Raw genomic sequence first — 12,525 nt, 5'->3', positions numbered from 1 at the left:
AGGCCAAAATCAAAAAAGTTAAAGAAGTATCCTATTCCCAACTGTCAAGTGATATTATCTGGAAAAGTAAGCACAGAACCTTGCCCAAATCCAAGCTCAATTTCATCGTGCAACCCTTGTACCGATGTAAAACTGACCAGCTTCCCATTGGGTAATTTACAGGTGTTCAAGTACTGTTGACCAAAAAAAAGGCTTCTTTCTACATGGACCCTAACGCTATAAGGACTATTTTTATTTACCTGAAACTGTTCCATTCTTATGGCACAGTTTTCTCCTTTTTTATAGGGATACCCAAAAAAGGACAGTTCTTCGATAGTCAAAGGAACCACCGGTCCAAAGAGCGCTGCCACATACAACCTATTGGGCGATCTATACAAGGTGCTTGCATTGCCCTGCTGTATAATGGCGCCTTTTCGCAATACTGCGATATCGTCCGCAATCATGATCGCATCTTGAGTGTCGTGCGTTACAAAAATTGCAGTTATGCCCAATTGTTGTATGATATCAAAAATCTCATTTCGTAGCTGTAGTTTTAATGCAATATCCAGATTGCTAAAAGGTTCGTCCAAAATCAGCAATTGAGGTCTGGGTGCCAATGCGCGGGCCAGAGCCACGCGTTGTTGCTGACCTCCCGATAGTTGATGTGGGTAACGCTTTTCATACCCAACAAGGCCCACCAATTGCAGCAGTTCCGTTAACTGTTCCTTTTTGATATGCTTGCAGCCATAAGTAATGTTTTCATACACCGTTAGGTGCGGGAAAAGTGCATAATCTTGAAAGACCATCCCAATTTTACGCTGTTCGGGCGGAACAAAAATGTCTTTTGAGGTCACGGTTTGTCCCCCAATCGAAATTGATCCCGAATCGGATGTTTCCAGTCCTGCAATCAACCGCACCAAAGTTGTTTTACCGCTGCCGCTCTCCCCTACAAGCGCCAATATTTTTCCTTTATTCAAGGACAACCTTTCCACATCTACGACAAAATCCTTTCCCCCGTTGAACGATTTACGTAGGGACGCAATTTCCAGTAAGGGATTCATGTTAATTGTGCTTGTCATTGAGGATAAATCTGTTCAATAAAATGATGGGCACTACGCCTGTTAAAACGATACACAATGCAGGTAAGGAAGCTTCCATTATCTGTTCGTCACTGGCATATTCGTAGGCTTTTACCGCCAAGGTATTAAAATCGTAGGGCTTTAGGATCAAGGTTAGCGGTAATTCTTTCATCGTATCGACAAAAACAAGAATAAATGCCGCCAATAGGCTTGGCTTCAAAAGTGGAAGATCTATTGCCAAAAAGGTTTTAAAAGGCCCTCTTCCCAGAAGCCTTGACGCATCTGAAAACGATTTTTTAAGTTTGAGTTGGTTCGAGAGAACGGGGTTCGCCGCAACTGCCAGAAACCGGATAATATAAGCGTACAAAAGCACGGACAGGGTTCCATTGAGCAACAGCCCTAGCTCCATATTAAAAAGCCGCTCCCCTATGGAAATGAACCAACGGTCCAATTGTAAGGTAGGAATCATAACGCCAATGGCCAACACAGCTCCGGGAACGGCATAGCCCAAAATGGCAAGACTTCCACTTTTTTTAAGAAATTTTAATCGGTTCCAAACGGGGAAATACAAGGTCATCAATGCCACAAGTACCGTAAAGAGTGCCGTTAATAAAGCAATTCCTAAACTCTGCAGCGCAGTGGTAAAAAATTCGGTAGAGGCTACTTTGTCAAACGTCAGGATACTCCAATATCCCAATTGTAATACCGGTAGCAGAAAACCGAAAAGTATGGGTAAAAAAACGAGCAATAAAAAAATAAATCGGATACTTTTGGTAGCTTCAATTTGTGGAAGCCTTATTTTGCTTTTCGAGGCCAGTTCGTAACTTTTGTTTCCGCGCTGCCACCGTTCCAAGAAAATAAAGGCAAAAACAATAAGCAATAGGATGGCGGACAAATAGATGGCCGTAGCAGGTTCTTCCAGGGCAAACCAAGCTCTAAAAATACCTGTTGTAAAAGTACTGACACCATAATATTTTGCAGCACCGTAATCGTTGAGCACTTCCATAATCACCAATACCAGTCCGGCTATAATACCGGGTCTAGCCATGGGCAATACAATCTTAAAAAACGTTTTGGCTTCATTGGCACCCAATAGTTTGGACGCCTCTATTAAGCGTCCCGATTGATATACAAAAACAGCACGCGACGCTACATACACATAGGGAAACAACGAAACACTCAGGACAAAAATAAGGCCGGGCACGTTCATAATATCAATACGCAGGGAACCGAGTCCAAGAACCTGGGTTATTCGCATTAACGTGCCTCCATAATCAAAAAAGCCTGCATAGGCGTACGCAGTAATATATGACGGAAAGGCCAAGGGTAAAATCAATAGCCATTCCAGCCATTTATGGCCGAATAAACGATAGCGGCTAACTATCCAGGCAGCGGAAACGCCCATGGCCAAGGTTAATAATATGCATCCCAATAAAAGCCAAAAGGAATTAAGGAGATAATCAAATAGAACATGGTCTACCAGGTGCTGCCATGTCTCGCCAGGCCCTGAAAATAAACGTAGGGCTATGGTGTAAATGGGTAGCCCCATAAACACAACAATGGTCAATGTAGCCATTGACCATTTGTTAAAATCCCTTTTCAGGTATACTGGTTTTATATCTTTCAAATCTTATAAGACCAATTTTATGATGCTAGCACTTTGGTGAGGTTGAACATACCACCCATTTTTTTACTTCCAACCCACCTCATCAAAAACTAGGACCGCTTTCTTATTATTGTCCCCTAGGGCAGACAAATTGAGTTGATCCTCCTTAAAAAAACCCCATGATTGAAGGAGTTCGGATGCGGGAACTTCTGGATTCACCGGATATTCATAGTTACTGTTCGCAAAGACATCTTGCGCTTCCTTACCGATCAAAAACTCCAAAAACTTAGTTGCATTTGCTTTGTTTGGTGCGTATTTGGCAACACCTGCGCCACTTACGTTTATGTGTGTTCCGCGATCTCCTTGGTTTGGAAAAAAGATGCCTACACCTTCTCCGGCCTTTACTTCCTCGGCATCTTCGGAATTTAGCAATTTTCCGATATAGTAGGTATTTACGATTGCTATATCCCCTTCTCCGGCCACGACGGCCTTTACTTGATCACGGTCGTTCCCTTTGGGGTCCCGTGCCATATTGTTCAAGACTTTTCCCGCCCAATCCTTGGCCGTGGCCTCATCGGTATGCGCAATAATGGATGCCATTAGAGACTGGTTATAAATATTGCCCGATGAACGAACCAGTATTTTATCCTTCCACCTAGCACTGGCCAAGTCTTCGTAGGTAGAAAGCTGCTCTGGGTTTACCCTATCCTTGGCATACGCAATAATCCTAGCGCGCTTTGTAATAGCGAACCATTGGTTGTCTACGTCCCTAAGGTGGGGTGGAATTTTACTGCTCAGTACTTCGGATTCTATGGATTGCAACAATCCTTTGTCCTTAGCGCGCACCAACCGACCGGCATCTACCGTAATTAGCACATCGGCAGGGGACTGCTTTCCTTCCTCCGTCATTTTTTGAATAAGTTCATCGGCACTGGCGTTTACAACATTTACCTTGATACCCGTCTGCTTCTCAAAACTGGCGAACAGTTCCTGATCTGCAGGATAGTGTCTGTGTGTGTATACATTTACTTCCTGCACTTCGGCATTTGTTTCGGTTGCCGATTCTGGCTTATCCTTTGTGTTTTCCTTGCATGAGACTATGGCTAAGACGCCCAAGCATACTAAAAATAGTTTTTTCATCGTATTCTTTTGTTTTGCCACCCCCCTTTTTACATATTAAGTTAACTAGGTATATTTTTTCGCACCTAAGCCAAACACCTTGCAAAATGCAAAAGGAGCGTATTTAAATTTGCGTAAAAATACGATACAATTTTTATTCGTTCTAAATAATGATAAATTAATTCTTATTATTTCGATGCATGGAAGACTTTAGCTCCCAAAAACCGAATTTTGCGTTGGTTGCCTTGCATTACCTAGGTACGTCAAAGTAAACTACCTGGGGGCGAGCCTCGGAGTATCAAACCCATTGGCTGTGCCAATGAAAAACCACTTACACAGCCTGTAAAGGAAATCGTTTGTCCTATGTCAACTTTAGTATTTTGGTTTGCCAAGGAGCTAACTCAAACTGATGCTGTTGTTGTAGCGCTAGATTTGATTTTAGGAGGACATAGGCCTCGCCATCCAAATCACTTGAAAAAGATACGGTGGCATCGGAAAAATTATGAAGTACTAAAAACTCATGGTCGGTATCCCAACGCCTATAGGCAAAGATAGAAGCATGACCCTCATCAAGACATTCGTAGTCGCCGTAAACAAGGGTTCTATGCTCTTTTCTAAACGCAATCATATCGCGGTAAAAATTTAAAATGGAATCCGCATCCTTATCTTGTGCCGCTACGTTTACCGTTTTGTAATTGGGATGTACCCCAAGCCAAGGTTTGACCGCAGAAAAGCCCGAATATAAGCCCGAATCCCACTGCATGGGCGTTCTGGCATTATCCCTGCTTTGGGAGTGCACAATATCCAGAAACTTATCCATATCCTGTCCGGCTGCTTTTGCCGCTTTCCAAGCGTTACATGTCTCCACATCGTTGTAATCGTCTATACTGTCATAAGCGACATTGGTCATCCCTATTTCATCACCTTGGTATACATATACCGTTCCGCGTAAGGTGAACAACAGGGCTGCCAAAAGTTTTGCGGATGCTTCTCTGTATTCCTTATCGTTACCAAAGCGAGATACCATTCTGCTAAAGTCGTGATTGCCTAAAAAAATACTGCCCCAACCTCCATTTTTGAGTGCTGCGTCCCATTGGCCAAAAACATTTTTAAAGGTTTGAAAATCGACCGGAACCGGATCGTACTTTCCGCCAAGGCCACAGTCGATAAACATGTGGTCAAAATGAAATACCATGTCCAATTCCTGTCTGGCAGCGTCGACATAAAGCGGTCCGTTCTTTAAATCGATTCCTGGGCCCTCGCCTACGGTCATGATATCATACTTACGCAACACCTCTTGATTCATTTCATGTAGGTAATCATGAATTTTAGGGCCGTTTGCGTAGTAGTTGACAATGGTATCCTGAAGTTTTTCGAACCCGGTATACGGATAGTCAAGATTCTTGGAAATTAAGGAAATGACATCCATCCGAAAACCGTCTACCCCTTGTTGAAACCAGTATTCGAGCACATCAAAAATTTCTTTTCGCACCTTGGGATTCTCCCAGTTTAAATCGGGCTGTTTTTTGGTAAAGTAATGCAGATAGTACTGTTGCGTATTGGGCTCGTACTCCCAAGTACTACCGTTAAAAAAAGACTCCCAATTGTTTGGTGGCCCTCCGTTCTTTCCATCCTTCCAAATGTAATAGTCCCGATAAGGATTATCCTTTGATTTTTTGGATTCCGTAAACCAATAATGCTCGTCGGAAGTGTGGTTCGCTACAAGGTCCATTACGAGTTTCAATCCCTTTTCATGTACTTTTTTCAGCAGTTGGTCAAAAGCCGGCTGACCACCAAAATCTTCCGAAATCTTTCTGTAATCACTAATATCATAACCATTGTCATCGTTCGGGGATTCGTACACCGGGCATAACCAAATGACATCTACGCCTAGTGATTTAATATGGTCCAACTTTTCTATGATACCATAAATATCCCCAATTCCATTACCTGTAGTATCCTTGAACGAACGAGGGTATATCTGATATACCACACTCTCTTTCCACCACGTTTTCTTCATGTTCGTTACAATCCTTTAAAATTTAAGAGAAAATAAAATAAGTGCTAAACACCAACACGGTAATAATGGTACCGATTACAAACGCATATTTCCACGGGGTGATGTCTATTACATCCGTGGATTTTTCTTCCAGCACCTCGGTTTTAGGCTTCAATTTGCCGAAAACCAGCATCACGATGATATTAAAAACAAAAAGAATACCCATCACATGCAGGTAATGTGGATAAGCCTCAGCTACTACGACACTTAGTTCCTTGGCATTGGTGATTCCTTGTGATTGTGCCAGTTCTAGCGCCGCTTCTCTAAAGTAAGGCTCAAAAAAGAGCAGGCTGGACAAGTACAATAGCACGCCACCGATCATGACAACCTTTGCCCCTATCGCCGGTACTTTTTTGGTTAGGATCCCGGTCATTACTACCGCCAATATAGGAACACTTAGACTACCGAGCGATTGTTGTATATAGCTGAACAAACCGTCCGGTGCAAAGGCAATAAATGGTGCAATTACCATGGAAATCACACCGAGTACAAAACCAAATGTTTTCCCCGCTTTTACCGTTTGAATATCGGATGCCTGCTTATTAAAATACATACGGTACAGATCAAAACCAAAGAGTGTAGCGCTACTGTTCAGCAAACTATTGAAGGAACTAAGCACGGCTCCAAAGAGCACGGCTGCAAAAAAGCCCGTAAAAGCGCCCGGTAAGACCTTGGCCACCAAAGCGGGATAGGCTTGGTCGGGATTGTCCAACTCTCCCCCGAACACATGCCACGAAATAATACCCGGTAATACCACGATAATAGGTATGACTACCTTAATAAAAGCCGCAAGCAACATTCCCTTTTGCCCTTCCTTAAGGCTTTTGGCCCCAAAAACACGCTGTAATATAGATTGGTTGGTTCCCCAGTAATAAATCTGTGCCAACATCATTCCTGTAAACACGGTACCAAAGGGTATGGAAGAATCCACCGCGCCTTTCATTTGAAATTTATCGGGATTGGTGTCCCAAAGAATTCCCAAACCTTTTCCTAGATCGCCGTCGCCTATCAGTAGTAAGCCAAAAATAGGGATGAGGAGTCCGCCGATCAACAGTCCGATCGCATTGATCAGATCAGACACCGCTACCGCTTTTAATCCTCCAAAAATGGCATAGACCATACCTATACTTCCTATGGTCAATACACAGATCCAAATGACGGTCCATGGTTCTACGCCCATCAGTTCGGGTAAATCGAACATGGTACTAAATGCCAGAGAACCCGAATATAAAATGGTAGGTAATAAAACAATGCCATAAGCAAATAGGAACAACAAGGATAATAGTGCCTTTGTTTCTTTGTCGAATCGTTTTTCTATGAATTCGGGAATCGTGGTAATTCCTTTTTTCATGTATTTTGGCAAGAGATAAATAGCCGTAAATATCATGGCAATGGCGGCCAAGGTTTCCCAAGCCATGACCATTAGCCCTTCAGTGAAGGCCTGACCGTTAAGTCCTACGATTTGCTCCGCTGAAAGGTTGGTTAATAATAATGATCCTGCAATGGTTACCGCACCAAGGCTACGACCACCCAAATAATAGCCGTCGGCAGATTTTTCATCCGTTTTACGCGTGGCATACCAAGCGACAATGGCAACAAAAAGTGTAAATCCTAAAAAAGAGGCAATGGTGAGTGTTCCCAAAATTAGATATGTTTAGTTGGTTATGGGCAATGCCCTAAAAATAAGGATGTTTTCTAACTAATTCATGGATTTCGGACACGGATTTGACTCAAAATTGTAGCGCAAACGTTATAGAAATGCAAACTCATGACCAATGGTCAGGTATTTTTTAATTACCACGCTTTATTCCAGATTATCGTATCTTAAACCAAAATTCAGTTAATATGAACAATTTTGATCGTAGACAATGGCTAAAAACTGCAGGACTTTCCAGCGGTTTTACTTTTTTAGGGGGATTAAGTACCATGGCCATGGACCTGCCTAGCAATAATAAGACTGCCTTGGAACCAATGGCCAAATTAAATTCCAACGAAAATCCCTTTGGCCCATCCAAAGCGGTACGTAAAAAAATTACGGAGGCATTTGATATCGCATGCAGATATCCGTCAATGGTTTTCAAGCCTTTATTGGAGCAGATTGCGGAAAAAGAAGGAGTCTCCACCAAACATATCGTTGTTACAGGAGGGTCTACAGAAGGTCTTAAAGCTGCGGGGTTGACTTATGGCCTTCACGGCGGAGAAATCGTTGCTGCGGAGCCTACGTTTCAATCCTTGATGACCTATGCAGAAAATTTTGGGGCACACATACATCGTGTTCCGGTTGATGAACAGATGGGACATGACCTGGATGAGATGGAACGCAGAATTAGCTCCAAAACTGGATTGGTGTTCATTTGTAATCCAAACAATCCGACAGGCACTTTATTGGACAAAAACAAACTCAAGGATTTTTGCCAATCGGTAAGCAAGAAAACCATGGTTTTTAGCGATGAGGCCTATTACGATTTTATTACGGACCCCGATTATCCTTCCATGGTAAGCCTGGTAAAGGAGAATATGAACGTAATCGTCTCCAAAACATTTTCCAAGGTATATGGCTTGGCCGGAATACGGATAGGGTATTTGATCGCTAGACCGGATATAGCGGCAAGGCTTAGGAAAAACATCATGGCCATGACCAATATCCTCGCTATAGAAGCGGCAAAGGAAGCCCTAATAGATGATGAGTTTTACAAGTTTAGCATCGCTAAAAATATGGAGGCAAAAAGTGCTGTTTATAAAACCTTGAAAGACCTAGGCTTAGAGTACATTGAGTCGCATACCAATTTTGTTTTCTTTAAAACAGGAAGGCATATCGATGAACTAATACCCGAAATGGAAAAGGAAAACGTACAGATCGGAAGACCATTCCCCCCATTTTACGAATGGGCACGCATAAGTACCGGCACAATGGACGATATGGCTCTTTTTGACAAAGCCTTGCGAAAAGTAATGGGATAATCTTAACTTGCTAATGACGACCTTGGGCGAAGCGTAGCGATACAAATCATTTTTAACAAATGTATTAGCACTTTAAGAGATCTACTTAGCTAGATAGCGCTCCCTTTGGCAATCTCCGTGCAGGATTTAGATACTGATTGCCTAGCACAATGCTATTTCCAAAAAGAATCACTGATAAACTTTAATCCAATGGGTAACGACTCGCGCCAAAAAGGCCACGTGTGCGCACCATCTCGAACGCGATATTCATGCGGTATTTTTCTTAGGGTAAGTTCTTTATGCAATTCGGCATTTCCCAAGGTAAGAAAATCATCGTCTCCACAGTCAAAATAGAGTTTTACCGTTTTTAAGAGTGCTGGATCTTTGGTTTTCACCAGGTGGAGCACGTCATAAGCCTCATAGCTTTTGTTCAGTCTTTTTTTACCTTTTTTACCCACCATATCCGGCATTGCTTTAGCTACATAACCATCCATACCCTCTTGTTCGGAATCCGTTACCTCTTCCTCGGTAAACACGGCAGAACTGAATGCGGCACAAGCACCAAAGATTTTATCGTACTTTAAAGCCAATTTTAAAGAACCAGCGCCTCCCATGGAGAGACCACTAATGCCCGTATAGCGTTTCCCCTCACGAACACGGTAAGTACTTTTAATATAGGGCAGCAACTCCTTGATCAACATATCCTCATAAGGATAGGTGCCGTCCGTTCTGTTCATATACAGCCTATCATCCCCGTCTGGCATTACAATGATCATTTTTTGGATGTTTCCTTCTGCAATTTCATGGTCTACGATGTGTTGCATACCTCCGGATTCTATCCAGTCCGTTTCGTTACCGGTATAGCCATTTAGAAGATATACCACCGGATAATGGCGTTCAGAATGTGCATAACCATCTGGTAAATAGACCGAGTAATGAATATCCGTGCTCAATAGTTCGCTTTTCATAGGTAAGCTTTCCAATACCTTGCTTTGGGCAAAAAGAGTACAAGTAATGGTACATAGCAGTACAAATAAAATATGTTTTTTCATGATGGGTGGTTTTTTTTAATCGCTGGTAGCATCAGTACATCAATTTTTGAGTTGTTGGGGTATTACCAATTTAAATTCTAGATGTCGCACAAAACAAGTTTCTTTTTTACTCATTTATCGTCTTAAAATAGAACCATAGCTAATGCCATGCTTGGATTTCATTCCTAAACTGAGAAAAAAATAATTCAAATTTTCAATACGAGATTCAAAACTTAAATTGGTATAAACCGACCAATGCTTTCATACTTTGTAGCGTTAAGATAACAAAACCTTTTCAATACGTGGGTATCGTTCATTAAAAGTCAGATTTTACTTCGGCATATAGTATCATGAATAACGCAGTGGATTCATATATCCAATTACTTTACACTTCAAGGCAAAAATGACTTGGATAGCACTATCCATGTTGCGGCACCCTATTTTGTGGTTATGGCATACACTTCTTTTTTACCTTAAAAACAAGATTATACCAGACTAAAACTCCTCTTTTTCTTAAACCAAAATAAGGGATAATTGACTACCTTGTTCCAGTATTACCACGTAAGCATTTTAAAATCAATTTTTTATATTCCTAGCATCACAAAACAACTTCCACAAATACTTACAAAAACATGAAGCAATTTTTAAAAAAAGTACCATGTATCCCAGGCATCCTTACATTTATGTTATTAACTATTGGCGTACACGGCCAAAAGGCTAAACATATAGGTGTGGCCGCCCAAGTACCTAAAGATGCCTCTATTCTATTTGATGGTTCTAGAGCTCTTTTGGATGAAAACTGGACCTATTGGGAAGGACCAAGATTGGCCGCTACCTTACCTATTAAATGGCAAATAGAAAAAGACCCGGTAGATGACGGCAACGCGGTCAATAGCAACGACCCGGCCGCAGCCGATGGAAAGTACGGCGCGGCGGATATCGTTACCAAAACCAAATACCGCGATTTTAGGCTTCACGTAGAATTCTTGATTGTCAACGAAGGAGGAAATAGTGGCGTTTACCTACAAAACCGATATGAAATTCAAGTGTTGGACGGCGACAGCACCAAACACGGTATGGGCGCCATTATCAATGAATCCGAATCGCCCTACCATGCGTACAACGGCCTTGGTAAATGGAACGCCTACGACGTTAGGTTTCGCGCAGCGCGGTTTAAAAATGGGATCCGCACCGAAAAGGCCAGGGCAACCGTTTACTTTAACGGTAAAAAAGTACATGAAAATTTCCCCATTGATAAGGTGTGGGGCGGCGTTAACTCCGGTTTGGACGGTGGTGTTGAACTAACGGATGCTCCAGGCGGTATAAAATTACAGGCCGAAGGGCATGATGTACTGTACCGGAATATTTGGATCAAAGAGCTAAACCTAAAGAAAGCAAATACCAATTTTTAAAAGAGGTTTTAAAATCAACTAACGGAAACCAAAAAATAGACGTGTTCCCAGTAAACCATACCCATGAAAAAAAACATAACAATTTTTAGTCTAGTTTTTATACTGTTAATTACATATTCCTACGCAAGCAACCCTAATGGCGCTCCAAGGGCTGAAACACAAATCCTAAACGACTCATTGCGGCTAGTAGAACTGAACACCTTTTGGAATGAGGTTTCTCGAACTGTACACGAGGGAGATTTTGAAGGGTATAAGGCTACTTACCATGAAGATGCGGTCGTTGTATTTACTACCGGTGAAAAAAAATTATCTATGTCCATCACCAAAGCACTAGTAAATTGGAAGCAAGATTTCATTGACACCAAATCAGGCAAAACACAGAATAGCGTGGAGTTTCGATTTTTGCAGCGGGTAGGTGATGAAACTACAGCGCATGAAACAGGGATTTTTGCCTTCCGATCCAACGATGGCACCGGTACCGAAAGTCCAAAACAATATATACATTTTGATGCACTACTCGTAAAACGTGGTACCACTTGGCTGATGGTCATGGAATACCAAAAAACCAGAGCCACCAAAGAAGAATGGGAGTTGTTGGACTAAATTAACAATCCCTTCCAAAACCAAAACAATTTTTAAAACCTCGAGTAAAGTTGGTATCAGATTAGCCTACTACCGCGCATGGGGTTTTGCTTAGTATAGCTATTAAAATATAAATAGTCTACCTATTTGAAAACGCTTGCTTGAAGATGCCAGAGCGTTGGGGAATCTAATGTACCAAAAACGTGGCATATATGCCGACCCTTATCGGAATTGTGCAACTTAGCCTTAACATTTGGTATTGTAACGCTCATTATTTCATAGCATTTATTGTCTCGCTATTTTAAAAGGGCAAGCATCTTATGAAATGAATAAAACTTAAAACCATTTTTTTAAATAGCTGTATAATAAGCCATGAATTAGGGCGTTTTCATTGAACAATATTTAACTAATGGACATATTCACATTAAGTGTTTCAGAAATAGTAATGTCATTTGTAGTAATGGTTTTAATAATTATAGCCATTCTCAACGAGATTGACAGAGCCAAACAATCTTAGTTACCCTATTACTTTAACTTCATAATTACTAGGTTTGAATACGTAGAAATTACCGTTGTTATACGACCAATTTTGAGCGTAGACAAGTATTAACTTATTCTATTTCTTTTCTTCTATTTTACAGCCGCTGGTTTCTGGATGTCCTACTGGGCATATATCTCAGGTAGCGCAGAGCATTCTAAATTTAATTTCAAATACCCC

The 12,525-nt window shown here is 41.6% G+C and carries 9 protein-coding genes; 3 read left to right on the top strand and 6 right to left on the bottom strand.

From position 1 onward, the window contains the following. Positions 1-44 precede the first annotated feature (44 nt). The 5 genes from ACFQZJ_RS08230 to ACFQZJ_RS08210 all read right to left on the bottom strand — a co-directional run bounded on the left by ACFQZJ_RS08230 (position 45) and on the right by ACFQZJ_RS08210 (position 7,484). A complete protein-coding gene (locus ACFQZJ_RS08230; RefSeq protein WP_379933752.1) occupies positions 45-1,058 on the bottom strand; it encodes an ABC transporter ATP-binding protein in 1,014 nt (337 codons plus the stop codon). After that, on the bottom strand, positions 1,042-2,634 hold the full coding sequence (locus ACFQZJ_RS08225) for an ABC transporter permease (RefSeq protein ID WP_379933750.1): 1,593 nt from the start codon (positions 2,632-2,634) through the stop codon (positions 1,042-1,044). The genes ACFQZJ_RS08230 and ACFQZJ_RS08225 overlap by 17 nt, the downstream gene beginning before the upstream one ends. Before the next feature lie 114 nt (positions 2,635-2,748). Further along, a complete protein-coding gene (locus ACFQZJ_RS08220; protein ID WP_379933749.1) occupies positions 2,749-3,804 on the bottom strand; it encodes a Fe(3+) ABC transporter substrate-binding protein in 1,056 nt (351 codons plus the stop codon). A gap of 340 nt (positions 3,805-4,144) precedes the next feature. After that, positions 4,145-5,803: an alpha-glucosidase gene (locus ACFQZJ_RS08215; RefSeq protein WP_379933748.1), complete on the bottom strand. Its 1,659-nt coding sequence runs from the start codon at positions 5,801-5,803 to the stop codon at positions 4,145-4,147. A gap of 22 nt (positions 5,804-5,825) precedes the next feature. Beyond that, positions 5,826-7,484 carry a solute:sodium symporter family transporter gene (locus tag ACFQZJ_RS08210; RefSeq protein WP_379933746.1) on the bottom strand — a complete coding sequence of 553 codons (1,659 nt, stop codon included), beginning with the start codon at positions 7,482-7,484 and terminating at the stop codon, positions 5,826-5,828. Positions 7,485-7,687: 203 nt separating this feature from the next. Between ACFQZJ_RS08210 and ACFQZJ_RS08205 the strand changes: the two genes are divergently transcribed. Next, a complete protein-coding gene (locus tag ACFQZJ_RS08205) occupies positions 7,688-8,803 on the top strand; it encodes a pyridoxal phosphate-dependent aminotransferase (protein WP_379933744.1) in 1,116 nt (371 codons plus the stop codon). Positions 8,804-8,955: 152 nt separating this feature from the next. Here the strand turns inward: ACFQZJ_RS08205 and ACFQZJ_RS08200 are convergent, their stop codons facing one another. Continuing rightward, on the bottom strand, positions 8,956-9,834 hold the full coding sequence (locus ACFQZJ_RS08200) for an alpha/beta hydrolase (RefSeq protein ID WP_379933742.1): 879 nt from the start codon (positions 9,832-9,834) through the stop codon (positions 8,956-8,958). Positions 9,835-10,445: 611 nt separating this feature from the next. On the opposite strand from ACFQZJ_RS08200, the gene ACFQZJ_RS08195 reads away from it, so the two are divergent. Both ACFQZJ_RS08195 and ACFQZJ_RS08190 read left to right on the top strand, forming a co-directional pair. Further along, entirely contained in the window at positions 10,446-11,225 is a 780-nt protein-coding gene (locus tag ACFQZJ_RS08195; RefSeq protein WP_379933740.1) for a 3-keto-disaccharide hydrolase, read from the top strand. A 63-nt stretch (positions 11,226-11,288) separates the two neighbouring features. Further along, the gene (locus ACFQZJ_RS08190) at positions 11,289-11,828 is read left to right on the top strand and encodes a hypothetical protein (protein ID WP_379933738.1); all 540 of its coding nucleotides are present in this window, start codon (positions 11,289-11,291) and stop codon (positions 11,826-11,828) included. The last annotated feature ends 697 nt before the right edge of the window (positions 11,829-12,525 follow it).

Source organism: Maribacter chungangensis, assembly GCF_042676845.1.
GTDB classification, from domain to species: domain Bacteria; phylum Bacteroidota; class Bacteroidia; order Flavobacteriales; family Flavobacteriaceae; genus Maribacter; species Maribacter chungangensis.
Note: the sequence above shows the minus strand (reverse complement) of the source record. Positions and strands in the feature narration are given on the sequence as shown.